The organism is Agromyces sp. NPDC058136 (assembly GCF_042884375.1).
Classification (GTDB): domain Bacteria; phylum Actinomycetota; class Actinomycetes; order Actinomycetales; family Microbacteriaceae; genus Agromyces.
Genome location: NZ_JBHVUA010000001.1, coordinates 1,053,067 through 1,078,195, shown reverse-complemented (window position 1 = coordinate 1,078,195; position 25,129 = coordinate 1,053,067). Strand labels below are relative to the sequence as shown.

Genomic DNA, 25,129 nt, shown 5'->3' with positions numbered 1-25,129 from the left:
GGGCGCCCAGCGGCCGACCGTGCGATCGCGGTGCGCGCGCCCCCAGTAGAGGGGGAGGGCGGTACGCGGCCGGGTGGCGAGGGATAGTCTGCTGCCGAGTCGCACGCCGGGATCGCCTGTGCGTTCTTCGGCGAGGCGACGGCGGCCAGGCGACGAGAGCGAGGCGAGAGTGGAACGTGGGCGTCGCCGTTGGGTGGGGTGGGCTCTCGGCCTGTACCTGCTGTTCGCCGCGGCTGTGCTGCTGTCTCCGATCCGGTTCGGGGCTGTGAGCACCGCGATCGTCGACTGGCTGAACGGCGAACTGGGCGTGGGATTCGTTCGCGCGGGCATGATCGAGTTCGGCGCGAACATCCTGTTCTTCGTCCCGTTCGGATTCCTGCTGTGCCTGTGGATGCGGCGGTACTGGCTCGGCCTGACGCTCGCGCTCGTGCTCTCGGCGTCGGCCGAACTCGTGCAGCTCGTCCTGCCCGCGCGGGTCGCCAGTGCGCGCGACGTGCTCGCGAACGTGTTCGGAGCGGCCCTCGGTGGGCTGATCGCGCTCGCGTTCACGCGGACCTCCTTCCGAGCGAGGCCTTCGTCCGCGGACGATCTCGACCCGCCTCCGACAGCGCGGCCGGCGCCGTGACTCGCATCGACGATCTCATCGTCATCGGGGCGGGCATCGTCGGGCTCGCCACGGCCCGTGCCGTGCTCGAGCGAGAGCCCGGGGCCCGCATCACGATCCTCGAGAAAGCGCAGACGGTCGCCACCGGGCAGACCGGCCACAACTCGGGGGTGATCCATGCGGGAATCTACTACGCACCGGGGTCGCTCAAGGCGGCGCTCTGCCGGGCCGGCCGCACCGCGACGTTCGAGTTCTGCGAGGAGCACGGGATCCCGGCCCGGCGCATCGGCAAACTGATCGTGGCGTCCGATGACCGGGAGCTCGGCCGGCTCGAGAAGCTCGCGGAATGCGCCACCGCCAACGGCATCGAGATCGAACGGGTCGGTGCCGACGCGATCCACGAGCTCGAGCCCGAGATCCGGGGAGCCGGCGCGGTGCTCTCGCCGTCGACCGGGATCGTCGACTACGCGCACGTCGCGGAGGCGATGCGCGCGTCGCTCGAAGCCTCCGGCGTGCACATCAGGTTCGGCGTCGAGGCGGTGGCGATCAGCGAGCACGACTCGGCGAACGGCGGCGAGATCCGCGTGCGGACGGGCGACGGCGACGTGCATCGTGCGGCGCGCCTCGTCGCTTGCGCGGGGCTCCAGGCCGACCGCATCGCTCGGCTCGGAGGGATGCCGACCGACTTCCGGATCATCCCGTTCCGCGGTGAGTACTTCGAGATCGTCGGCCGCCCCGGCCTCGTGCGCCACCTCATCTATCCCGTTCCGGATCCGTCGATGCCGTTCCTCGGGGTGCACCTGAGCCCCACGATCGACGGCCGGCTCACGGCCGGGCCGAATGCCGTGCTCGGCCTCGCACGCGAACGCTACGGCCGCGGGGCCGTGAGGGTCCCCGACGTGCTCGACTACCTCGGGTATGCCGGATTCTGGCGCATGGCGGCCCACCACACTCGCGCGGCTGCCGTCGAGGTGCGGAACTCGCTGTTCCGACGCCGGTACCTCGACGAGTGCCGTCGCTATGCACCCGGACTCGACGCGGCCGACCTCGGCGAGCGGTTCGCCGGGGTTCGGGCGCAGGCCGTGCGACGCGACGGCACGCTCGTCGAGGACTTCCTCTTCGAGCGTTCGGCCAGGCAGCTGCACGTCTGCAACGCGCCGTCTCCTGCGGCGACCTCCGCGATTCCGATCGGCCGCATGATCGCCGAACGGTTCGCGGCGTCGACGGGCTGACGCTCAGTACGCGCCGACGGGCCGGACGACGACGCGGATCGTCCGCCAGATGAGCATGAGGTCACCGGTGAGGGACCAGTTCTCGACGTAGTAGAGGTCGAGCCGAACGCTCTCGTCCCAATCGAGGTCCGACCGCCCGCTGACCTGCCAGAGACCGGTGAGCCCGGGTTTGATGAGCAGGCGGCGGCGCACGTGGTCGGCGTACTCGTGGACCTCCGCGGCGAGCGGCGGCCTCGGCCCGACCATGCTCATGTCGCCCCGAACCACATTCCAGAGCTGCGGCAGCTCGTCGAGCGAATGCCGGCGTAGGAACCGGCCGGTCCTGGTGACCCTCGGGTCGTCCTTCACCTTGAACAGCAGGCCGGCGGCGTCGTTCTGCTCGAGGAGCGAGGTCCGCACGCGGTCGGCGTCGGGAATCATCGAGCGGAACTTCAGCAGTCGGAACGCCTGGCCGTCACGGCCGATGCGCTCCTGCACGTAGAGGATCGGGCCCCGGCTGTCGAGCTTGATCGCGATCGCGATCGCGATCAGCAGTGGAGAGATGGCGATGAGCCCGAGGGAGGCCGCGACGATGTCGAAGCCGCGCTTGAGTGCGTGCTTGCCGCCGTCGAAATGGGGGATCTCGACCTGGATGAGGGGCAGGCCGTCGATCGGGCGGAAGTGGATGCGCGGGCCGGCGACGTCCGTCAGCCTGCTCGACAGCACGAGCTGGGCACTGGTCCCCTCGAGCTGCCAGCTGAGCCGGCGGACGTAGTCGTCTTCGTGGCGCTCGAGGCCGGCGAGGATGACGGCGTCGATCTCGAGGTCCCGGACGCTCTGCGCGACCTCCCCGAGCCCTGCGACGATCGGGACGCGCTCGTCCCCGGCTTCGATGAACGCCAGCTCCGGAGCGTCGACGGCTGCGCCGACGACCTGATAGCCGGCGCCGGAACGATCGAGGATCTGTCGTGCCACGTAGGCGACCTCGCAGGGCGCCCCCACGACGATCGCACGGGAGAGGTAGTCGCCGTGCTTCCGCTGACGGAGCAGCCACTTGCGCCAGAGCCATCGGTCGAGCAGGAGGCCGAAGAGTCCGATCGGCAGCGCGACGAGGACGAACGGACGTGCGACCTCGACCCGGACGGTGACGAAGACGAATGCGAGCAGCCCGAAGGCGAGAGCCGTGGAGTTCGCGACCCGGCGGTACTCCGATGCCCCGACCCCGAGCACTCGATCGTCTCGGGTGTGCGCGGCGGTGATGAACGCGGCCCAGACGGCGACGGTGAACGCCGCGATGAGGCCGGACGTCGGCAGGGATGCGGCGGCTCGCGGTTCGAGGAGGCGGGCGGCGAGGATCGCGGCGCCGACGCTTCCGACGATCACCGCTGCATCGGTCATCGCGAGGCGGATGCGGATGCGGTGGTCCCAGACGACCTGCCCGGCCGGTTCCGTGCTGACCCGGCGAAGCCGGGGCAGCGGCAGGACGAGCGCGCGAGCGGAGTCCGGGGGGAGTGGCGGGATGATCCGTCGTCGAAGCGAGCTGCTCACAGGTCTCAACCTGCTTTTCGGGTAGGCGAAGCTGATGTCGGGTGCGGGTAGCGTCGAATCGTCGCATCACAGAAATGCGGCTTCTCGACCGGGGCGAGGAGAACGGGCCTCCCGCATCATCGCCTCGCAGTCGTTCTCGACGTCAGCATTAATGAGGAATACTCGTTCTCTGTAGCCGACGATACGAGCGGCCGAATGTTTGCAGAAGCCCCCGTTCGGGGTTCCCTCGGAATGGGGCGTCCCCGACCCCGAGCGCGTCAGTGGAGCTGCTCGTTCAGTACGCCGTCGACCTCCACGTACCCGTCTCCGGTTCGCGGGCACGTCCAGCGCCCCTTCGGCCCCTCGACCAGTGGAACGCCCGCCTTGCCGACCCATCCGACCCGGCGAGCGGGCGCTCCGACGACGAGCGCGTGCGCCGGGACGTCTTTCGTGACGACAGAACCCGCGGCGACCAGTGCCCAGCGGCCGATGGTCACCGGGGCGATGCAGACCGCCCGAGCGCCGATCGACGCTCCTTCGCGCACGGTGACACCCACGGGCTGCCAGTCGTCGGACGACTTCAGGCTCCCGTCGGGATTCACGGCCCTCGGGTACTCGTCATTCGTGAACACGACTGCCGGGCCGACGAAAACGCCGTCCTCGAGGACGGCCGGCTCGTAGACGAGCGCGAAGTTCTGGAGCTTGCATCGGTCGCCGATGACGACGCCTGGGCCGATGTACACGGCGCGACCGATGATGCAGTCCGCGCCGACGACGGTGTGCTCCCGAAGCTGCGACAGATGCCAGATCCGAGTTCCGTCGCCGATGTTCGCCGTCGGGTCGATCTGCGCGCTCGCGGCGACGGTGACGGGCGGGTCGGCGTCGGAATGCGGTGGTGGGGAGGTGGCGGTCATTTCAGCGCACTCCCATCGACGACGGGTGATCCGATTCACCACCGGCCGAGCGGATCGGGGCCGGCGAGGAGCCCTGGCGGGTGCGGCGGAGGGCGCCGCCGCCGTGCTCGTGCTCACGCTACCTGCAGTTGCACCGGAGGTGCTTCCCCCAGTCAGGGGGAGCACCGCTGCCGACCGCGGTGCGCGAGGGCCGTTCCGAGGAAGTCCGGGCGATGTCGTACGTGTCTCGCCATGCGCGTCCGGAGTCGCCGGTGCGATCAGCGTCGAGGGGGAGGGTCACGCGCCGGCGGACGTCGTTCCTCGCGTCACCGCGTGGCGACGGGCGCTGGCGGCGGCATCGAGGTCGAGGGCGACCGTGCGCCACCCGTGGCGAGCACGACGATGCCGGCGGCCAGCACGACGAGCCCGAGCGTCGCACCCGCTGTGAGCGCTTCGCCGAGCACGGCGACACCGAGGACGCCCGCCGTCAGCGGTTCGGCGAGCGTCAGCGTCGAGACGGTCGCGGGAGCGAGGCCGGTGAGGCCGTGCCCGAAGAGGAGGTAGGCGACGGTCACCGTCACGAGTCCCAGCCAGAGCGCCATCGCGAGCCCCGCGGGCTGCGCGAGCCACGAGGCATCCGTCGCGATGAGCAGGGGGAGCGCGAAGACCGCGCCGGTGCCGAAGAGGGCGCCCATGCTGCCGGTGGCGCTCCAACCGCGGTCGATGAGCCCCTTCGCGGCCAGGGTGTAGACCGCATACGAGGCGCCGGCGCCGAGCGAGGCGAGCAGGCCCAGCGGCTCGGCCGAGAGGGCGGCTCCCGCGCCGGCGGGGCCGCTCGCCGCGGCGATGACCGCGACGCCGGCGGTCGCGATCGCGGTGGCGACCGCCCAGCGGTGCCCTGGGTAGCGGCGTCGGAGGGCCCAGTCGAGCGCGCCCGTGAGCACGGGCGCCGAGCCGAGGGCGACGACGGTGCCGATGGCGACGCCGTTCGCCGCGGTGCCGGCGAAGAAGGCGGGTTGGTAGGCGAGGACGCCGGCGGCGCCGGCTGCGACGAGCAGCAGGGTGATGAGCGGATGCGCCGTGGTACCGGTCGGCGACGCGACGGGTGTCCCGTCCGCGTCGCGTCGCCGACCGAGTCGAAGGGCGAGTGCGAGCGCACCGAGCACTCCGCCGCCGATGACGAGCCGAGCCGCGCCGAGCGAGGCGGGATCGGCCTCGGGGCCGAGCGCCTGCGCCGTGCCGGTGGTGCCGAAGCACACCGAGGCGAGGAGAACGGCGATCACGAAGCGCATGGAGAATTGTTACACAATCTGCCCGGGACCACGACTGCCGAGGGGACGAATATTGATTAGTGCACTAATTGTCAGTACACTGTAGATCATGAGCAGCACGATGAACCCCTACAAGGGCCGCCCCGGTTTCTGGAATCGGTTGAGTGCTGCGATCTACCCGATCACGGGCCCGGCGGAGGTGGGCATCGGCATCGGCGTGACCGAAGCGCCGTACGTCCCGCCGGAGAACCCGATCTGCCCCATCTGCTCGGCGCCGATGGCCGGCCACGACATCAAGCGCGGCGACGCCTCGACGCCCACCTACTTCACCTGCCCACGGCCCTAGGCGGGGCGGCGCCGACGGTTGCGCGCGTGCCGTGTTCGGCCGCGGTGCCGGTAGGCTCACGGATGTCGCGAACGCGGTGCGGTGAGGGGGCCGCCCGGTCACGCGGCATCCCGGCCCGACCCGACGGGCCCGCCTGACCCGAGAGGACCCCCGTGCGCGCCGTGCTCTTCACCGAATTCGGCGCCAGGCCCGAACTGGCCGAGGTCCCCGAACCCGCCTGCCCGCCGCGCGGCGCCGTCGTCCGCGTGCGCGCCACCGGGGTCTGCCGCAGCGACTGGCACGCCTGGATGGGCCACGACGAGGGCGTCGCCCTGCCGCACGTGCCCGGCCACGAGTTCGCCGGCGAGATCGCCGCGCTCGGCTCGGAGGTGTCGCCCGAGAGCGGTTGGCAGGTGGGCGACCGCGTCACCGCCCCGTTCATCTGCGCCTGCGGGCGCTGCGCCGAATGCCACTCGGGCAACGAGCAGGTGTGCGACCACCAGTCGCAGCCGGGCTTCACCCACTGGGGCTCCTTCGCCGAGCTCGTCGCCATCGACGAGGCCGAACTCAACCTCATCCGCCTGCCCGACTCCCTCGGTTTCGTCGAAGCCGCCTCCCTCGGGTGCCGCTTCGCGACCGCCTACCGTGCGATCGTCTCGCGCAGCCGCCTCGCACCCGGTGAGCGCATCGCCGTGCACGGCTGCGGCGGTGTCGGTCTCTCGGCGATCATGATCGCCGTCGCCGCCGGCGTCGAGGTCTTCGGCGTGGACGTCTCGGAGGCCGCGCTCGCCGCGGCGGCGAAGCTCGGCGCGATCCCGGTGCAGGGCGGCGAGGGTGCCGCCGAGCGCATCATCGAGGCCTCCGGCGGCGGGGTGGATGTCTCGGTCGACGCGTTCGGCTCGAGCCAGACCTCGTTCGCCTCGGTGAGGAGCCTGAAGAAGCGCGGCCGGCACGTGCAGATCGGACTCATGGTCGGCGACTCCGCCCTCTCGGCGATGCCGATGGACGCGGTCATCGCGGGGGAGCTCGAGATCCTCGGCAGCCACGGCATGGCCGCGCACGAGTACCCCTCGATGCTCGGCGCCGTCGCCTCCGGCGACTTCCGCCCGATCGAGCTCGTCGGCCGGCGCATCACCCTCGACGAGGTGCCCGACGCCCTCATCGCGATGGGCACGGCCGGGGCGTCGGGCTCCGGGATGACGGTCGTCGAGCTGTAGCGCGGCGAGCGGCCGTCACGCCGCATGGGTCCCTTCCCGCCCATCGTCCCTGCACCATACGATGAGGTCTCGACCCGACAGGAGCAACGATGAGCGACCCCCGCACGGCCCCCGCCGGCTGGTATCCCGAACCGAGCGGCGCCGAGGGCCAGCGCTGGTGGGACGGCACGCAGTGGACGGAGTACTCGACGCCGCTCGCGCCGCCGCCGCCCGCGCCCCAGCCCGTGCAGCAGCAGCCGGCGTACGGCCAATACGCGCCGCAGCCGCCGCAGCAGCCCCTGCCGTACGGTCAGCCGACGGTGTCGACGGTCGACGCGGCGACGCCGACCTCGACGGTCTGGATCTGGCTCATCGTCGCGCTGCCGGCGCTCGGCTTCGTGCCGTTCCTCCTCATTGACTGGCGGCGGATCCTCGAACTGAGCGTGGACGCGGCGTACTCGTCGTCTCCGGCGGCGCAGCTCGCCGTGTACTCCGACCCCTGGTACGTCGTGAGCTCGCTGTCGGGCTGGGCGATCGCCGCCCTCATCGTGCTGTTCGCGTACTTCGATCGGCGCGAACTGGTCAAGCGCGGGTTCGAGCGTCCGTTCCACTGGGCGTGGGCGTTCTTCGCCCTCTTCACCTCGCTCGTCTACGTGATCGGCCGCAGCGTCGTCGTGAAGCGTCGGTCAGGGCGGGGCATGGCGCCGATGTGGGTCGCGATCGCGGTCACGGTCGTGATCATGGTCGGGGCCATCGCGTGGTTCGCGATCTTCATGATGATGGCGTTCGAGACCGCCTACGAGCAGGGGAGTCTGTACTGACCGCCCCGCACACCTCGTTCCACGGCGACCGGGCGCATAGCGAGGCGATCGCGGGAGCATACGTCGCCGACTCGGTCCGCGGCGGCGGCCGCTCGACCTGATCGGCAGGCGCGCGACGCCCGCGACCGGGTGACCCGGTGCGGGCGTCGTGTCGTGTCGTCTCGCCTCGACGGGCGCCGAGCTCAGGCGTCCACCGGCTCCGTGACCGCCTCGGTCGGAGCATCGCCCGGCGTCGCCATCGGGCGCGCCCCGCGCAGCAGGGCCGCCGCGGCGACGAGCCCGACGAGTGCGATCGCCCCTGCCCCGAGGAACGCCGCCGAGAACCCGCTCGTCAGCGCCGTGGCATCCGAACCGCCGGCGGTGACGGCCGCGCCGACCGCGGTGAGCACCGCGAGCCCGACGGCCGACCCGATCTGGTAGCTCGTGTTCACGAGCCCCGAGGCGACGCCCGTCTCCTCGGGCCGGGCCGCGCCGATCGCGGTGCCGAGCGAGGGCACGAAGGCGAGTGCCATACCCAGAGCGGCGACGAGTGATGCGGGCAGCACGTCGGCGGCGTAGCTGCCGTCGGGGCGAGCGAGGGCGAGCCATCCGAGGCCGACGCCGAGCAGGGCGAACCCCGTCACGATGAGCGGCTTGGCACCGAACCGGGCCTGCAGGCGCGGCGCGAGCGCGACCATGCCGACGACGATGAGTGCGGTCATGGGCAGGAGCGCTGCACCCGAGGCGAACGCGCCCGCGCCGAGCACCTGCTGCAGGTAGAGGTTCAGGAAGAACCACATCGGCACCCACGCCGCGCCGAGCAGGAGCTGCGCGAGGTTCGCCGCACCGAGCTGCGGGGCGCGGAGGATGCCGAGCCGCAGCAGCGGCTGCCGGCTGCGCGCCTGGATCACGAAGAAGGCGATGAGCAGCGCGGCTCCGGCGACGAGTGCCGTGATCGTCTCGAGCGAGGCCCAGCCGACCTCGGGTGCGCGCACGACCCCGTAGACGACGGCCGCGAGGCCCGCGGTCGCGGTGATCGCGCCGACCACGTCGACCGAGCCGCGTCCGCCGCGCACGGCGGGCAGCGCGAGCGGCGTGAGCACGAGCACGAGGGCCGCGATCGGCACGGTCACGTAGAACACCCACGGCCAGCTCGCGTACTCGGTGAGCACGCCGCCGAGGAACACGCCGGCCGTGCCGCCGATCGGTGCGGCGGCGCCGTACACGGCGAAGGCGCGTGGGAGTTCGGGGGTGCCGCCGAAGAGCACCATGAGCAGGGTCAGGGCGGCGGGGGCGATGAGCGCGGCGCCGGCGCCCTGCACGGCGCGTCCGGCGATCTCGAGGCCGACGTTCGTCGCGGCGCCGGCGAGCACGGAGCCGAGCGCCAGGGTCACCCAGCCGGCGATGAACACCCGGCGTGCGCCGAACACGTCGGAGAGGCGCCCGCCGAGCAGCAGCAGTCCGCCGAAGGCGACGACGTAGGCGTTGAACACCCACGAGAGCGATTCGGGCGTGAAGCCGAGTTCTCGCTGGATGTCGGGCAGGGCGACGCCGATGATCGACGTGTCCATGATGACGACGAACTGGGCCGCGGCGATGAGTGCGAGGCCGAGCCACCGGCGTCGCGCCGGGGTGGTTGGGCTGGACATTGGTCTGCTTCCTTCTCTCGATCTGAATACCCCTAGGGGGTATAGATATACCGAGGTTCGGATGCCGCTGTCAACCCCGGTCGGCGCGCGACCCCTCGCGGCGCGGGGCGCGCCGCGTCACAATGGGGGCATGGATCCGGTCGCAGCCCTCGAGGAGGTCGCCTTCCTCCTCGAGCGCGATCGCGCGTCGGCGTTCAAGTCGAAGGCGTTCCGGAAGGCGGCCGAGGCGATCCGCGGGCTCTCGCCCGAGGAGGTCGCAGATCGTGTCGCCGACGGGCGGCTGAAGCGGACGCCCGGCATCGGCGACTCGAGTCTCGCCGTCATCGCGGAGGCGGTCGCAGGCGGGGTGCCCGAGCGGCTCGCGGCGCTGCGGTCGAGCGCCGGGCTCTCACCGACGGGCGAGGTGGAAGGGCTGCGGGCCGAGCTCCGCGGCGACCTGCACAGCCATACCGAATGGTCGGACGGCACGACGAGCCTCGAGGTGATGGCGCGCGCCGCCGAGGCGCTCGGCCTCGAGTACCTCGCGGTCACCGATCACTCGCCGAGCCTGCGGGTCGCGAACGGGCTCAGCGCCGAGCGGCTCACCGAGCAGCAGTCGCTCATCGACGAGGTGCAGGCACGGGTGCCCGGCATACGGCTGCTGCGCGGCATCGAGGTCGACATCCTCCTGGACGGCGCGCTCGATCAGACGCCCGAGATGCTCGGCCGGCTCGACGTGGTGGTCGGCAGCGTGCATTCGAAGCTCCGCATGGAGCGTCGCGAGATGACCGAGCGGATGCTCCGCGCCATCGCCGACCCGCACCTCAACGTGCTGGGGCACTGCACGGGGCGGCTCGTCGAAGGGTCGCGCGGCACACGGCCCCAGTCGGAGTTCGACGCCGAGGCCGTGTTCGCGGCGTGCGCCGAGCACGACGTCGCCGTCGAGATCAACTCGCGTCCCGAGCGGCAGGACCCGCCCGACGAGCTCATCGCGATCGCGCTCGACGAGGGCTGCCTGTTCTCGATCGACAGCGATGCGCACGCGCCCGGGCACCTCTCCTTCCTCGAGCTCGGCGCCGCTCGTGCCGCCGCGGCCGGGGTGCCCGCCGAGCGGATCGTCACGACGTGGCCGGTCGAGCGGCTGCTCGAGTGGGCGAGCAGGTAGAGCCTGCCAGCAGGGAGGTGCCGGTCAGTCGGTCTCGGGCTGCAACGCCAGATATCGGTGGGCGTACGCGATGGCCATGCCGCCCTCGCCGACGCCGGCGGCGACGCGCTTCACCGAGCCCGACCGCACGTCGCCGATCGCGAAGACGCCGGGTGCGCTCGTCTCCAGCGCGAACGGGCGGCGTGAGAGCGGCCACGCGCCGGTCTCGGCCGCCTCGGCGCCGGTCAGCACGAAGCCGTGCTCGTCGCGGGCGATCGTCTCGGGCAACCAGCCGGTCGAGGCATCCGCGCCGATCATGACGAAGACCACCTGGCAGTCGCGTCGGGCGGTGGTGCCGTTCGTGCGATGCGCCACATCGACCCCGTCGAGTCCGCCGTCGCCGTGCAGTGCGACGAGTTCGCTGCGGGTCTCGACCCGGATGCTCTCGTGCTGTGCGAGCTGGTCGATGAGATAGCGCGACATGCTCGCCTCGAGCGAGTCGCCGCGCACCAGCATCGTGACCGAGCGGGCGTGCCGCGCGAAGAACAGCGCCGCCTGCCCGGCCGAGTTGCCCGCGCCGACGATGCAGACGTCGGCGCCCTGCGCGATCGCCGAGTCGCTGCGCGCGGCCCCGTAGTAGACGCCGTTGCCGAGGAAGCGGTCGACGCCGTCGACGGGCAGGGTGCGCCAGTCGACGCCCGTCGCGATGACGACGAGCGCGGTGCGCAGCACGGTGCCGCCGTCGAGGCGGACCTCGCGGTTCACCGGGTCGATCGCCTCGACCGTCCGGGTCACGACGATCTCGGCGCCGAGCCGGCCGGCCTGCTTGAGCGCACGGCTCGCGAGGTCGTCGCCCGAGATGCCGAAGGGGAACCCCGTGTAGTTCTCGATGCGCGTCGAGGTGCCCGCCTGCCCGCCCGGCGCGAGCGCCTCGATCACGATCGTGCGAAGCCCTTCGGCCGCCGCGTTCACCGCCGCGGTGAGCCCAGCGGGGCCCGCGCCGAGGATGACGACGTCGTACGCGCTCGCCGCGGGTTCGACGTCGAGCCCCACGGCGGTCGCGACCTGCCGCATCGTCGGGGCGACGAGCCGCTCGCCGCCCACGAGCTCGACGACCGGGTACGCCCCGCCGTCCTCGCCCGCCTCCACCACGATGCGCCTGAACGCGATCTGGTTGCGGGTGAGGAAGGTCGCGACCGCGTGCACCCCCGGGTCCTGCCGGGGCCCGATCACGCGCACCTCGCTCGTGCGCTGCTCCGCGGCGATCGCCTGCAGGGAGTCGAGGTAGCGCCGGGCGAGGCCCGCCACGAGCGCGGGCACGTTCGGGGCCATCGCCGCGAGCGTGTAGTACACCGTGACATCCAGCTTGACGATTCTGGATGCCTCGGCGGCGCGGCCGCTCGCCGGGAACGGCGTGCTCAGGGTCATCGGGACCTCGCCGAAGAACCGGCCGGGCGAGCGGGTGCCGATCACCCGCTCCTCGCCGTTCACGAGCTTCGTGATCTCGGCCCGCCCCTCGATGACGACGAACAGCGCGCGCTCCTCGCCCTCGTGGGCGAAGTACTCGCCGGGCGCGAGACGGATGTCCTCGACGGCGCCGGCGAGGTACACCAGCGTCGGTTCGGGCAGTGCGGCGAACGCCGGGACGCCTCGCAGCAGTTCGGCCGTGATCACGGTGGTCTCAGCCCGCCGAGTGCCCGCCGCCGAACATCGGCTTCTCGGGGGGCTTCCGCCCGGTCTCCTGCTCCCACGCCTCGAGCTGCTGGGTGAGCGCCTTCGCGAGCTCGAACACCTGCTCGGGAGGAATGCGGATCCGGCTGACGATCTGGCCGGGCACCGTGACGGCGAGCGAGCCGTCGGCGTCCTCGACGGTCGTTGGCGGCTGGGTGAGTGCGACGTAGTCCATGACGAACACGTTCGGCGTGTGCCAGACACGTGCGAAGTCGGCGAACACCCCCTGCGCCCGGTCGGCGGGCAGCTCGATCTGGAAGTGGCGCGGAAGGTGGTCGTCGCTCATCGCCGTATTCTCGCGGACCCGCAGCGGCACGACAAGAGCAACGTCATGTTTACGTTGACATCGGCGTGATTCCGCCACTAGCCTGACGAAGGTCGAGCGCCGGGTCGACGGCATCGCACGCACGCGATGCGTCGCGCGCGCGACCCGGCGGCCGAGGCCCCGGCAGCACCGACCCGGCCGAACAGAGAGGTTCGCAGCATGCATCGTCGTCTCCTCGCGGGAGCCGTCGCACTCACGACCGCCGCCCTCGCGATCACCGTCGCGAGTCCGGCCCAGGCCGAATCGCCGCCGCCGATCGTCGCGCTCACCGGCCCCGAACTCGCCGCCTCGTGGACGGCGCCGCTCAGCACCGTCGGCCGCTACATCGTCGACGCCGACGGCGACCGCTTCAAGCTCGAGTCCGCCAACTGGGATGGCGCCCAAGGCCACTGGTCGGGCAGCGGCGACAAGAACGACCCCGCCAACCACAACAGCGGCATGAGCTCCGACATCCCGATGGGCCTCGACCGGGCGCCCATGGCCACGCTCATGAGCGACTTCCACGGTCTCGGCATCAACAGCATCCGCCTGTCGTACTCGAACGAGATGCTCGGCATGACCGCACCCGTCTCCGACGCCGCCGTCGCCGCGAACCCGCAGCTCCGGGGCAAGACCCCGCTGCAGGTGTTCGACGCGGTCGTCGAGGCGCTCACCGCCGACGGCTTCGCCGTCATCCTCAACGACCACACCACGACCTCGCGCTGGTGCTGCGGCACGAACGACGGCAACGAGCGGTGGAACAGCAGTCAGACCACCGAGAAGTGGATCAGCGACTGGGTGATGCTCACCGAGCGCTACGCCGACAACCCCCGCGTGGTCGGCATGGACCTCCGCAACGAGGTGCGCCGCGACATCCTGAACGATGCCAACTGGGGATGGGGCGACGACCACGACCTCTATCAGGCGTACCAGCGGGCCGGTGTCGCCATCCAGCAGGCGAACCCCGACGTGCTCGTCATCATGGAGGGCCTCAACTGGCAGGGCATCCCGCTCGACGGGCTCTACCACGATCGCCCCCACCTGAAGCCCGTCGCGAACCTCTCGAACGCGCTGCCCAACACGAACAAGCTCGTCTACGCGGCGCACATCTACGCCTACACCGGGCCGCAGCACACGGGCGCGACCGGGCTCGGCGAGACCCATGACGCCCGCTACCGCGACCTCAGCAAGTCAGAGCTCGCGGCCGAGGTGACGAAGGCCGCGGCGTTCGTCAACACGGCCGGCCAGCACTACACCGCGCCCGTCTGGTTCAGCGAGTTCGGCATCGGCCACGCCGCCGACACCGGTGCGCTCGACAAGGCCTGGTGGACGAACTTCACCGACATCCTCATCGCGAACGACAGCGACTTCGCCGCGTGGCCGCTCGTCGCGCAGGCCGACGCCGCGGGCAACTTCGCCGACGGCTATGCGCTGCTCGCCTACAAGCCCGACGGCACCAAGCTGAGCATCGCCGACGACTGGCGCTACCCGCAGTGGGTGAAGCTCGTGAACGCGAACGGCAAGACCGGCGCCGTGGCATCCGCACCGCGCTGGAACATGATCGGCAGCGGCAGCTTCGCCGACAGCCAGTCGTCGCTGCGCATGCTGCAGGCCGGCGACTGGTCGCCCGGCCAGTGGAAGGGCACCTGCCCCGACACCCAGCGCCTGCAGGGCGTCGCACGCGGCACCAACCGGGCGCTCTGCACCGACGTCGGCGGCATCGCCACCGCGAACCCGCGCGTGCAGAGCGGGCAGGGCAACATCACGAACGACTGGGCGTCGGGCTACGACAAGCTGCAGTGCAACCCCGGCGAGGTCGCGGTCGGCTACAGCCTCGGCACCGGCGGCGGCACCAAGGCCGCCATGTGGAACCTCGTCTGCGCGACGAGCACCACCGCGCTGCCCGCGAGCCAGGGTCGCCTGATCTGGTTCGACAAGGGCGACAACCGCCCGGCCGGCGGCGGCTCGACCGCGAGCGACTGGGCCCCCGGCAGCTACAAGGGCCAGTGCAAGGACACCGAGTACATCGCCGGTGTGGCCTACACCTACCGGTGGAACCACGGCGGCGTGCCCGACGCGCTGCTCTGCAAGCCGCTGAGCTGAGCCGAGCCCAGCGGCGCTGAACGACGAAGGGGCCGGGTCGCGATCGCGACCCGGCCCCTTCGTCGTGCCGTCGTCAGGCGAGCGGCGCGAGCCGCACCTCGTGGTGCGCCACCCCGTCGAGGTCGCGGAGCGTCAGCACGAGCGCCTCGGCGTCGGCGACGCCCTCGATCCACGCGGCCGCCTCGTCGGAGTCGACCTCGAAGTCGGGCCCGCCGCTGATGAGCTGCACGTACGGGAACTCCCCGGTCGCCGGCATGAGCGTGCGGTAGTGCGTGTGCCCCGAGACGACGATCTGCGCACCCCACGCGACGAGGGCGTCGTGCCATGCGTCGCGGCTCATGCGGCTGAACCAGTCGTAGCCCTCGTCGTCGTAGTCGACGGGGCTCTCGTCGATCCACCGCAGGGGGATGTGGCAGAACACGACCCGGTACGGGGCATCCCGGATCTCGGGTCGGGCGGTCGCCTCGCGCAGCCACTCGGCCTGCTCGGCGCGCAGCGGTTCGAACGCGACCCGGCCCTCGAAGGTCGGGTGCGCGTCGGGCTTGTCCTCGCCGGTGTGCAGCACGAGGCACGCGACCGGCCCGATGCGGAACGCGCTGAACGGCCGCCCCTCGGGCGTCGCCACGAAGTCCTCGAGCTGGTACGCCCACGTGCCGCGGACGTCGTGGTTGCCGACGACGATCGCGAGCGGGCGGCCCGCGCTCACGTCGCGACCGGCGGGGTTCAGCACCGTCGAGGTGAACGACGCCGGATCCTTCCAGTCGTTGCAGAGGTCGCCGTTCCAGACGAGGACGTCGACCTCGGGGGTCGCGTCGTCGAGGGCGCGCAGGGTCTCCTCGCGCTCGTGGGTGTCGTTCCAAACGGCGAAGCGCGCGGTGGCGGATGCCTCGTCGAGCGTGCGCACCGTCTTCCACCCGCTCTCGTGGCGCTCAGGAGCGCCGGCGATCGCCTCGGTGACCGCGCGGATGCGACGTGCCGAACCCGCGGGCCACCCGCTCACCCGCACGCGCAGCACCCGGTCGTGCTGCGGCACCATGCCGAACGCGTCGGCGGTGACCGTGCCCGTCCGCCCGTCGGGCGCCTCCCACTCGAGCCATCCGCGGGCGAGCCGGCCGACGCCCCACACGACCTCGAAGCCGTCGGTGCGGGGGGCCATCACGACGGGGTGGCTCGTCACGAGCCGGTCGCCCGCGACGAGGCGGTCGTGGTCGGTCATCGGCGGCTCCCGAGGTCGAGGGTGAAGCGGAATCGCAGGTCGTCGTCGAACCACATCGTGAAGTTCGTGCCCCACATATTGTTGTGCAGGTTCACGTGCATGCCGTCGTTCGGGTCGGGCACGGTGTTGTCGAAGCGATAGAGCGCCGGGCGACCGACCGCGACGAGTGCCGAGTCGATCGGGCGCAGCGCGAAGGCGCGGCCCGCGTCCGCGGCGGTGTGCGAGACCTCGGCGACCGCGTGCAGGCTGCGGTTGCCGTTCACGACGACGTCCTGCGGGTCGACGGGCGTGTCGATCTTCGTGAGACGCCAGTCGCCGGGCTCGACGCGCGGGCGGAACCCGAGCCAGCCCGCCTCGGGCAGCCGCGAGGCGTCCTTGTCGCGCAGGTCGAGCGTGATCGAGATCGGCCCCGGCTCCGCCGGGAACCGGTACGCGAGCCGGATGTCACGGGCTCCGCCCCACGTCTCGCACGCGGCCTCGGGGAGGGCGAGCCGCAGCACGATGACCGTGTCGGCACCGTCGCCCTCGGCACCGCCGCCGACCCGTTCGGCCGACACGACGCGCGGCGCGAAGGTCGTCGCGGGCAGCGTCTCGGCGATCGCGAGCCCGGGCTTCGCCTGGTCGGGGATCGCCCACATCGCGTGCTGCTCGAGGTCGCGGCAGTACTCCTCGACCCAGCGGGCCTCGTCGCGTTCGTCGAAGGTCTCGTAGCGGTAGGCGGCGAGGGCGTGCTCGGGCCCCGCCCACTCGGTGCCCTCGGCGTCGACGAGCGAGACGAGGGCGCCGTCGGCGCCGAATCGCACCCGGTAGGCGCCGGCCTCGTGCTCGGCGGTCGGGTCGAGCGGGATGCGGTCGGCCTTGGGGGCGTCGGGCCGGTCGTCGTCGCTCGGCTGGGTCGCCGCGATCGCCGACTCGGCTGCCGCGCGCCGCTCGGGCGAGAGCGCCGCGAGCGCCCGGTCGAGGTGGGCGCGCTGCTCGGCCCACGACGCTTCGAACGCCGAGTAGTGCAGGCCCTGCGGGTTCGGGTGCTCGGTGTAGGCCCACGCGTACACGTCGAACTCATCGGGGTTCTTGGTGGGGTCGATCACGTCGGCCGCGCGGGCGCGCTGGAAGTCGGCCTTCTCGTAGTTCACGTAGTCGGGCAGGTGGGTCTTCAGGTCCTCGCCCCAGGTGTGCTCGGGAACGAGCAGCAGGCCGTCGCTGAAGGCGTCGCACTCGGCGGTGCCGGGCACGAGCTCGCCCGCGGCGACCCATTCGGCGCGGAGCCGCAGCAGGGCGCGCAGGCGAGCCGTCTGCACGGGGTCGCTCGCGACGCCGTGGATCCACGAGTCGCCGATCTCCTGCTCCAGCACGGGCAGGCTGTCGCGCACCGCCACGACTCCGGCGCTGAACGCCTCGAGCGTCGAGGCGATCACCCGCGCCTCGGGGTAGGCCGCCTGGAGTTCGGCGAACAGCGCCTCGACGTCCTCCACCGGGGGCGGGCCGAAGTTGTCGCCCGTGTGCGCGAGGTACAGGGCGTCGGTGCCGCCCGGCACCTCCGCGACCTCGAGCTCGGTGGCGCCGTAGCTCATCGCGTAGTTGACGACGACCTCGCTGCCGTCGGGTGCGCGCCAGACGAAGAACTCGGGCACCTCGGGCACGGCGGAGGCGCCGTTGACGCCGAGGTGCAGGTACTCGATGCCGCCGCGGGCGAGGAAGGGCACGAGGCCGATCGTGTGGCCGGGGACGTCCGTCATCTTCGCGGCGGTCGTACGGTGGCCGAACCGGGCGTCGAGCTTCTTGCTGATCGCGATGGCGTGCTCGACGAGTCCCGGGTCCATGAGCTCGGTGTGCGTCGTCAGGGGCAGGGCGTGCCAGGTCACGTGGCCCGCGCGGATCGCACGCTCGAGGTTCTCGCGCTCTTCGGGGGTGCCGAGACGGAGCGCCTCGTGGATCATCCAGGAGCCCGTCGTCCAGATGAAGCGCGCGTCGCCGCCGCGTCGCTCGAGCTCTTCGGCGAGGGTGATCGCGCGCGGGAGGTACTCGTGCACGTACCGGTCGGTGACGTTCGCGGCGGTGTCGGTGAAGCCGAGGTCGAGGTGGGTCTTGAAGACGACGTGGATGGTCGAGGTCATGCGTGAATCCAAACTGCGGTGTCGGGGGTGAGGACATTGTGTTCGATCGGCGCGCTCGCGAGGAGCACCTCGCCGGTGGGGAGCGGTACTTCTTCGGTGCTCGTGTTGGCGAGCACGATCGTGTCGCCGTTCCGGAATGCGAGTACTTCGGGTGGGTAGCCGTCGAGCCATTCGATGGCGCCCCGGTCGAGGCCGAGCGATCGGCGGAGCGAGATCGCCGCCCGGTAGAGGTTGAGCGTCGACTCGGGGTCGGTCTCCTGCCGGTCGCGTGCGAGCCGCCGCCAGATGGCGGGCTGCGGCAGCCACGACGCGTCGCCCGGGCCGAACCCGTACGAGGGTGCCGCCGATTCCCACGGGATGGGCACGCGGCATCCGTCTCGCCCGTACTGCTCGCCCTCGGTGCGGAAGAAGGTCGGATCCTGTCGTGCCGAATCGGGGATCTCGGTGACCTCGGGCAGGCCGAGCTCCTCGCCCTGGTACAAGTAGACCGAGCCCGGCAGCGCGAGCATGAGCATCGCCATGCCACGTGCCCGGGGGAGGGACACGTCATAGGCGGGGATGCCGGTCGTGCGCGGCCCGAGGCCGCCGTCGCGCTCGGCACGCGTGAGCATCAGGGCGGTGGCGGGGCGGACGCCGTCGTGGTTCGAGGCGACCCAGGCCGTCGGCGCACCGACGGCATCGAATGCCGTGAGTGCGCCGTCGATGGAGTCGCGCAGGGGCGCGGCGTCCCAGACGTCGAGGACGTCGTTGAAGGTCTGGTGCATCTCGTCGGGGCGCACCCAGTCGGCGCGCCGCACGAGCGGCTTGATCCAGGCCTCGGCGACGAGGATGCGTTCGCCCGGGTACTCGTCGAGCAGTCGCCGCCAGTCGCGGAAGATGTCGTGCACGGCCGGCCGGCCGTCGTACGGCGGCATCTCGTCATCGTCGCTCGGAGTGAAGTCGGGGAGGCCCTCGGCCTTCACGAGGCTGCTCGCGACATCGACGCGGAAGCCGTCGAGCCCGCGGTCGAGCCAGAAGCGGAGGATGCGCCGGAACTCGTCGTGCACCTCCTCGTTGGTCCAGTCGAAGTCGGGCTGCGAGCTGTCGAAGAGGTGCAGGTACCACTGGCCGAGCGTGCCGTCGGCCTCGACCACGCGGGTCCAGGCGGGCCCGCCGAAGTGCGAACGCCAGTTGTTCGGCGGCTCGCTGCCGCCCTCGCCGCGGCCCTCGCGGAAGAGGTAGCGGGCACGCTCGGGGCTGTCGGGTGCGGCCGCGAGCGCGGCCTGGAACCAGGGGTGCTCGGAGCTCGAGTGGTTCGGCACGAGGTCGGCGATAACGCGGATGTCACGTGCGTGCGCCTCGGCGACGAGCGCGTCGAAGTCGGCGAGGGTGCCGAAGAGCGGATCGACATCGCAGTAGTCTGCGACGTCGTATCCGGCGTCGCGCTGCGGTGAGGTGTAGAAGGGCGAGAGCCAGATCGCGTCGATGCCGAGCTCCTGGAGTGCGCCGAGGCGCGAGGTCACGCCGGCGAGGTCGCCCATGCCGTCGCCGTTCGCGTCGGCGAAGGACCGCGGGTAGATCTGGTAGATCGTGGCGGTGCGCCACCAATCCGCGTTCGGGGTGGCCGTCGAGGGGTCGAGCCGGGATGCCGGCAGATCTCCGGATTCAGGTGCCGAAGCGGGGGCTATCGGGCTGCGTGACGTCATTGTGACCTTCGGATCGAGGGAGTGTGTTTGCGCAAACATCATCTTCGCCTATACTCCAATGGGAACGCAAACATTCACGAAGGAGTGCGTACGCGCATGACGAAGAAGTCGCCCACCCGAGGCGCGGAAGCAGGCCGCAGATGACCGTGGCCCACGTGCACGCAGAACCACCCGCCGGGGTGTCGACCGAGACCTACGCATTCTCGACCGCCGCGGCAGCGGCCAAGGCGCCCGGCCGCAACCGGAAGAAGAACCGCCGCGACTGGTCGGGCTGGTGGTTCGTCGGGCCGTTCATGCTCATCTTCACGCTCGTCCTCATCGCACCGCTCTTCTACGCGATCTACCTGAGCCTCTTCCGTGAAACCCTCATCGGCGGCAACTCCTTCGTCGGGCTCGAGAACTACGGCAAGGCCCTCGTCGACCCGAAGTTCTGGGACGCCATGCTGCGCGTCACGATCTTCCTCCTCGTTCAGGTGCCGATCATGCTCGGCCTCGCGCTCTTCGCCGCGCTCGCCCTCGACAGTGCGCGTCTGCGCTGGGTGCCGTTCTACCGGCTCTCGATCTTCCTGCCGTACGCCGTTCCGGGTGTCGTCGCGGTCATGATCTGGGGCTACATGTACGGCTCGCAGTTCGGTCTCGTGGCCGACATCAACCGATTCTTCGGCGTCGAGCTGCCCTCTCCGCTCTCCGAGAACCTGATCATGATGTCGATCGGCAACATCGTGACGTGGGAGTTCGTGGGCTACAACATGCTCATCTTCTTCTCCGCACTGAAGGCGGTGCCGCAGGAGCTCTACGAGGCCGCCGAGATCGACGGTGCGGGAGCGTTCCGCACCATCTTCTCGATCAAGCTCCCGTCGATCCGCGGCGCCATCGTGATCGCGACGATCTTCTCGGTGATCGGCAGCTTCCAGCTCTTCAACGAGCCCTCCATCCTGCAGACCATCGCGCCGAACTCGATCACCTCGTACTTCACCCCGAACCTCTACGCCTTCAACCTGTCGTTCATCGGTTCGCAGTTCAACTACGCCGCCGCGATCGCGATCCTCTCGGGCATCGTCACCATGGTCGTCGCCTACCTCGTGCAGCTCAACGGCGAGAAGAAGGAGAAGAGCGCATGAGCGCCGTCGAATCGGGCATCCGCTCCGGCCGTGCGCCCAGCAAGCTCGCGAGCGGCAGCCTGCCGCCCCGCGCAGTGGCGAAGCGATCGGCACGCACCCCCAGGCACAAGCGCGCCTCCATCACCCTCGGCATCCTCATGACCGCGATGCTGCTCTACTGCGTCCTCCCGCTGTGGTGGCTCGTGGTGAACTCGACGAAGACGCTGGACTCGCTCTACGACTCCTTCGCATTCTGGTTCAGCGGCGAGTTCGCACTCTTCCAGAACATCGTCGATACCTTCACCTACGCCGACGGCATCTTCATGCGCTGGCTCGGCAACACCGTGCTCTACGTCGTCCTCGGGGCCGGCGGCGCGACCGTGCTGGCGACCCTGGCCGGCTACGGGCTCGCCAAGTACAACTTCCCCGGTCGCAAGTGGGTGTTCGCGATCATCCTGGGCGCCATGGCGATCCCGGGGTCCGTGCTCGCCGTGCCGCAGTTCCTGTTGTTCAGCAACCTCGGCCTCACGAACACGCCGTGGTCGGTCGTCATCCCGTCGATGGTCAGTGCCTTCGGGCTCTACCTGGTCTGGGTGTACGCCCGCGAGGCGATCCCCGACGAGCTCATGGAGGCTGCCCGCCTCGACGGTGCAGGCGAGATCCGCATCTTCTTCCAGATCTCGCTGCGTCAGCTCGCGCCCGCACTCATCACGGTCCTGATGTTCGCGGTCGTCGCAACCTGGAACAACTACTTCCTGCCCCTGATCATGCTGAGCGACGAGCGTTGGTACCCGCTTCCCCTCGGTCTCGCCCAATGGTCGGCGCAGGCGAGCGGCGTCGGCACCGATCCCATCCCGAACCTCGTCATCACGGGCTCGCTGCTCACGGTCATCCCGATCACCGCAGCCTTCCTCTACCTGCAGCGCTACTGGCAGTCGGGACTGACCGCCGGCAGCGTGAAGTAGTCCGGCACCCCCGGCACCTCCGGTACGTCGCGCTCCTGGACCTCCCGGTACCCACCCGAAACACCCCACTGAAACACCAAGCGAAAGGCACCACAGCAATGGCACAGCACATCACTCGCCGATGGGCGCGACTCGGAGCCGTCGTCGGCGCCGGCGCGATGCTCGTCGCACTCGCGGGCTGCAGCGGCGCAGCCTCCAGCACCGACAGCGGTTCGACCGACACCGACGCGGCGCTCAAGGAAGACGTCACGCTCACCTGGTGGACCTGGAGCGACAGCACCCAGGAGCAGGCCGACGCCATCTCGAAGGTCTACCCGAACGTCACTTTCGACGTCGTGAAGCTCGAGAACCCCGATGCCGCCGTCACCAAGCTGCAGAACGCCATCAAGGCGGGCAAGGGTGCCCCCGACCTCATGCCGGTCGAGTACCAGACGCTGCCGCAGCTCGCCCTCGGCGACGCACTCGCCGACCTGACCCCCTACGGCCTCGGTGACTACGCCGACGCCTTCACCGCGTCGACGTGGAACGCCGTGAACGTGCAGGACGAGCTCGTCGGCATGCCGATGGACTCGGGCCCCATGGTCATGATCTACAACAAGGATCTCTACGACAAGGCGGGCATCACCGAGGCGCCCGCCACGTGGGACGACTTCGCGGCCGCATCGGCCGCGATCCACGCCTACGACCCCGAGGCCTACATCGCGAACAGCGGCGACGCGGGCTTCTTCACCAGCATGATCTGGGCATCGGGCGGTCAGCCCTTCAAGACCGAGGGTGAGAACATCACCATCGACCTGCAGGACGAGGGCTCGAAGAAGTTCGCGGACTTCTGGAACGCCCGTCTCCACGCCGGCGAGCTCTCGGGCGTCCCGACCTGGTCGGACGAGTGGTCGAAGGCCCTCACGCAGGACAAGCTGGGCACCCTCATGATGGGCTCCTGGATGATCAGCGGCATGAACGACTACGGCACGCTCGGCAAGTGGCGCGTCGCGCAGATCCCCTCGTGGGACGGCCAGCCCGCCTCGGCCGAGAACGGCGGCAGCGCACTCACGGTCACCTCGCAGAGCGCGAACAAGGCCGCGGCAGCCGGCATCCTCAAGTACCTCTCCGAGGGTGAGGGCCGCGAGCTGATCAACGCGAACGGCTTCCCGTCGACCATCGCCGACCTCGAGAACCCCGAGTTCCTCGACTTCGCGTACGAGTCGTACGGCGGCCAGCCCGCGAACCAGCAGGGTGCGCTGTCGGCGGAGTCCGTCCTGAAGGGTTGGCAGTACCTGCCCTACCAGGGCTACGCCAACAACGTCTTCACCGACTCGGTCGGCAAGGCGCTCGGCTCGGACGGCGACCTGAACGCCGCGCTCGTCGAATGGCAGGAGACGCTCGTCGAGTTCGGCAACGAGCAGGGCTTCTCGGTCAACAAGTAAGTACGCAACATCATTCGCGGGGCAGTCGCCGGCCGGCGGCTGCCCCGCGTCCCATGACGACCCCAGGAATCCGCGCATGCACAGCTTCTCCATCGGTGACACCGACTTCCTCCTCGACGGTGCGCCGTACCGCGTGCTCTCCGGAGCCATCCACTACTTCCGCGTGCACCCCGACCTGTGGGCCGATCGCATCCGCAAGGCCCGGCTCATGGGCCTGAACACCATCGAGACCTACGTGCCGTGGAACGAGCACGCGCCGGTGCGCGGCGAGTTCGACACCGCCGGCCGGCTCGACCTCGCCCGGTTCCTCGACCTCGTGGCTGCCGAGGGCATGCACGCGATCGTGCGCCCCGGCCCCTACATCTGCGCCGAGTGGCACGACGGCGGCCTGCCCTCGTGGCTCGTCGCCGACACCGACCTCGTGCTGCGCACGAGCGACCCCGCCTACCTCGAGGCCATCGGCGAGTACCTCGACGCCGTCTACGCGATCGTGCGCCCCCGCCAGATCCACCTCGGCGGCAGCGTGATCCTCGTGCAGATCGAGAACGAGTACGGCGCGTACGGCGCCGACAAGGAGTACCTGCGCCGGCTCACCGCGATCACGCGCGAGCAGGGCATCGACGTGCCGCTGACGACCGTCGACCAGCCCTACGACGACATGCTCGAGAACGGCGGCCTCCCCGAGCTGCACCGCACCGGTTCGTTCGGTTCGCGCTCGGCCGAGCGGCTCGCGACGCTGCGACGCCACCAGCCGACCGGCCCGCTCATGTGCTCGGAGTTCTGGTGCGGCTGGTTCGACACGTGGGGCGAGGTGCACCACGTGACGAGCGCCGAGGACTCGGCGCGCGAGCTCGACGAACTGCTCGCGGCCGGGGCATCCGTCAACATCTACATGTTCCACGGCGGCACGAACCCCGGGTTCACGAACGGGGCGAACCACAAGGGCACCTTCCGCCCCATCGCGACCTCCTACGACTACGACGCGCCCCTCGCGGAGGACGGCACGCCGAACGAGAAGTTCCACCGCTTCCGCGAGGTGATCGCGAAGTACGCACCCGTGCCCGACGAGGTTCCGGCCGAGCGTACGGATGCTCCGGCCTTCGAGGTGACCCTCGACCGCAGCGTCGCGATCTGGGACGTGCCGGCCGAGGCGGGGGAGTCGTTCGACCGGCTGCCCGCCGCCGCCGAGTTCGGGTCGACCCGCGGGTTCATGCGGTACTCGACGACGATCGAGCACGGCGGGCTCCTCGCCTTCCGCAGCGTGCGCGATCGCGCACAGGTCTTCCTGGACGGCACCTTCCTCGGCACGCTCGATCGAGAGCTGCACGAGCGGATGCTTCCGCTGCCCGCCGAGGCACGTGGCGAACTGACGCTGCTCGTGGAGAACCAGGGCGGCGTGAACTACGGGCCGCGCCTCGGCGAGCCCAAGGGGCTCATCGGCCCGGCGACGCTCGACGGCGTGCCGCTCACCGAGTGGCGGGCCGCACCGGTTCGGCTCGACGACGTCGGCCTCGAGGCGGTGCGTGCGGCGCTCGTCGCGGCGCCGCAGAGCGAGGACGGCGCCGGTGCCGCGCTGTCGGGCCCGGTGTTCGCCGCGGCGACGTTCTCACTCGACGAGCCCGCCGGCCTCCACCTCGAGCTGCCCGGATTCACGAAGGGCGTGATCTGGGTCAACGGCGTCAACCTCGGCCGCTACTGGTCGCGCGGGCCGCAGCGCACGTACTTCGTGCCCGCGCCCGTGCTCCGTGCGGGCGAGAACGAGCTCGTCGTGTTCGAGACGGTCGGCGCCCGCACGGCGACCGTGCGCTTCGTCGCCCGCCCCGAGCTCGGGCCCACCGAGGTCTGAGCATGCCCGCGTCAACCGCGGCGGGCACGCCGACCAGGTCGC

Annotated in this window: 20 protein-coding genes; 11 read left to right on the top strand and 9 right to left on the bottom strand. The window is 70.8% G+C overall.

Annotated features, from left to right (window positions below; genetic code table 11):
- Positions 1–73 precede the first annotated feature (73 nt).
- Both ACFVTX_RS05125 and lhgO read left to right on the top strand, forming a co-directional pair.
- Positions 74–625, top strand: coding sequence for a VanZ family protein (locus ACFVTX_RS05125; RefSeq protein ID WP_386898476.1), 552 nt, complete (start codon positions 74–76; stop codon positions 623–625).
- Positions 622–1,836, top strand: a complete 1,215-nt coding sequence (gene lhgO / locus ACFVTX_RS05120; protein ID WP_386898475.1) for an L-2-hydroxyglutarate oxidase — start codon at positions 622–624, stop codon at positions 1,834–1,836. The genes ACFVTX_RS05125 and lhgO overlap by 4 nt, the downstream gene beginning before the upstream one ends.
- A gap of 3 nt (positions 1,837–1,839) precedes the next feature.
- Here lhgO and ACFVTX_RS05115 read toward each other — a convergent pair whose 3' ends face one another.
- From ACFVTX_RS05115 to ACFVTX_RS05105, 3 genes are all read right to left on the bottom strand, one after another.
- On the bottom strand, positions 1,840–3,213 hold the full coding sequence (locus ACFVTX_RS05115) for a sugar transferase (protein WP_386898474.1): 1,374 nt from the start codon (positions 3,211–3,213) through the stop codon (positions 1,840–1,842).
- Between the two features lie 407 nt (positions 3,214–3,620).
- A complete protein-coding gene (locus ACFVTX_RS05110; protein WP_386898473.1) occupies positions 3,621–4,256 on the bottom strand; it encodes an acyltransferase in 636 nt (211 codons plus the stop codon).
- Between the two features lie 305 nt (positions 4,257–4,561).
- A complete protein-coding gene (locus ACFVTX_RS05105) occupies positions 4,562–5,527 on the bottom strand; it encodes an EamA family transporter (RefSeq protein ID WP_386898472.1) in 966 nt (321 codons plus the stop codon).
- An 88-nt stretch (positions 5,528–5,615) separates the two neighbouring features.
- Between ACFVTX_RS05105 and ACFVTX_RS05100 the strand changes: the two genes are divergently transcribed.
- From ACFVTX_RS05100 to ACFVTX_RS05090, 3 genes are all read left to right on the top strand, one after another.
- Entirely contained in the window at positions 5,616–5,852 is a 237-nt protein-coding gene (locus ACFVTX_RS05100; RefSeq protein ID WP_386898471.1) for a hypothetical protein, read from the top strand.
- Between the two features lie 152 nt (positions 5,853–6,004).
- A complete protein-coding gene (locus ACFVTX_RS05095; protein ID WP_386898470.1) occupies positions 6,005–7,048 on the top strand; it encodes a zinc-dependent alcohol dehydrogenase family protein in 1,044 nt (347 codons plus the stop codon).
- An 89-nt stretch (positions 7,049–7,137) separates the two neighbouring features.
- Entirely contained in the window at positions 7,138–7,848 is a 711-nt protein-coding gene (locus tag ACFVTX_RS05090) for a DUF2510 domain-containing protein (RefSeq protein ID WP_386898469.1), read from the top strand.
- 182 nt (positions 7,849–8,030) lie between these two features.
- Here ACFVTX_RS05090 and ACFVTX_RS05085 read toward each other — a convergent pair whose 3' ends face one another.
- Positions 8,031–9,476 carry an MFS transporter gene (locus ACFVTX_RS05085; protein WP_386898468.1) on the bottom strand — a complete coding sequence of 482 codons (1,446 nt, stop codon included), beginning with the start codon at positions 9,474–9,476 and terminating at the stop codon, positions 8,031–8,033.
- Between the two features lie 130 nt (positions 9,477–9,606).
- Here ACFVTX_RS05085 and ACFVTX_RS05080 point away from each other — a divergent pair, with 130 nt between their 5' ends.
- The gene (locus tag ACFVTX_RS05080; RefSeq protein ID WP_386898467.1) at positions 9,607–10,620 is read left to right on the top strand and encodes a PHP domain-containing protein; all 1,014 of its coding nucleotides are present in this window, start codon (positions 9,607–9,609) and stop codon (positions 10,618–10,620) included.
- 24 nt (positions 10,621–10,644) lie between these two features.
- On the opposite strand, the gene ACFVTX_RS05075 is transcribed toward ACFVTX_RS05080, so the two are convergent.
- Positions 10,645–12,273 carry an FAD-dependent oxidoreductase gene (locus ACFVTX_RS05075; protein ID WP_386898466.1) on the bottom strand — a complete coding sequence of 543 codons (1,629 nt, stop codon included), beginning with the start codon at positions 12,271–12,273 and terminating at the stop codon, positions 10,645–10,647.
- 7 nt (positions 12,274–12,280) lie between these two features.
- Positions 12,281–12,616, bottom strand: coding sequence for a DUF3467 domain-containing protein (locus ACFVTX_RS05070; RefSeq protein WP_386898465.1), 336 nt, complete (start codon positions 12,614–12,616; stop codon positions 12,281–12,283).
- 198 nt (positions 12,617–12,814) lie between these two features.
- Between ACFVTX_RS05070 and ACFVTX_RS05065 the strand changes: the two genes are divergently transcribed.
- On the top strand, positions 12,815–14,737 hold the full coding sequence (locus ACFVTX_RS05065) for a glycoside hydrolase family 5 protein (RefSeq protein WP_386898464.1): 1,923 nt from the start codon (positions 12,815–12,817) through the stop codon (positions 14,735–14,737).
- A gap of 73 nt (positions 14,738–14,810) precedes the next feature.
- Here the strand turns inward: ACFVTX_RS05065 and ACFVTX_RS05060 are convergent, their stop codons facing one another.
- Genes ACFVTX_RS05060 through ACFVTX_RS05050 form a run of 3 tightly spaced genes read right to left on the bottom strand, consistent with a single transcriptional unit; the run spans position 14,811 to position 19,752 of the window.
- On the bottom strand, positions 14,811–15,953 hold the full coding sequence (locus tag ACFVTX_RS05060) for a metallophosphoesterase family protein (RefSeq protein WP_386898463.1): 1,143 nt from the start codon (positions 15,951–15,953) through the stop codon (positions 14,811–14,813).
- Entirely contained in the window at positions 15,950–18,067 is a 2,118-nt protein-coding gene (locus ACFVTX_RS05055) for a DUF5054 domain-containing protein (RefSeq protein WP_386898462.1), read from the bottom strand. Before ACFVTX_RS05055 ends, ACFVTX_RS05060 begins: the two co-directional genes overlap by 4 nt.
- On the bottom strand, positions 18,064–19,752 hold the full coding sequence (locus ACFVTX_RS05050) for a glycoside hydrolase family 13 protein (protein WP_386898461.1): 1,689 nt from the start codon (positions 19,750–19,752) through the stop codon (positions 18,064–18,066). The genes ACFVTX_RS05055 and ACFVTX_RS05050 overlap by 4 nt, the downstream gene beginning before the upstream one ends.
- A gap of 140 nt (positions 19,753–19,892) precedes the next feature.
- Between ACFVTX_RS05050 and ACFVTX_RS05045 the strand changes: the two genes are divergently transcribed.
- The 4 genes from ACFVTX_RS05045 to ACFVTX_RS05030 all read left to right on the top strand — a co-directional run bounded on the left by ACFVTX_RS05045 (position 19,893) and on the right by ACFVTX_RS05030 (position 25,087).
- Positions 19,893–20,873 (top strand): carbohydrate ABC transporter permease, encoded by a 981-nt coding sequence (locus ACFVTX_RS05045; protein WP_386898460.1) that lies wholly within the window; start codon positions 19,893–19,895, stop codon positions 20,871–20,873.
- On the top strand, positions 20,870–21,817 hold the full coding sequence (locus tag ACFVTX_RS05040) for a carbohydrate ABC transporter permease (protein ID WP_386898459.1): 948 nt from the start codon (positions 20,870–20,872) through the stop codon (positions 21,815–21,817). The genes ACFVTX_RS05045 and ACFVTX_RS05040 overlap by 4 nt, the downstream gene beginning before the upstream one ends.
- Positions 21,818–21,915: 98 nt before the next feature.
- The gene (locus tag ACFVTX_RS05035; RefSeq protein WP_386898458.1) at positions 21,916–23,241 is read left to right on the top strand and encodes an extracellular solute-binding protein; all 1,326 of its coding nucleotides are present in this window, start codon (positions 21,916–21,918) and stop codon (positions 23,239–23,241) included.
- Between the two features lie 76 nt (positions 23,242–23,317).
- Complete coding sequence (locus tag ACFVTX_RS05030; RefSeq protein WP_386898457.1) at positions 23,318–25,087, top strand: beta-galactosidase family protein; 1,770 nt, start codon at positions 23,318–23,320, stop codon at positions 25,085–25,087.
- Positions 25,088–25,129: the final 42 nt, after the last annotated feature.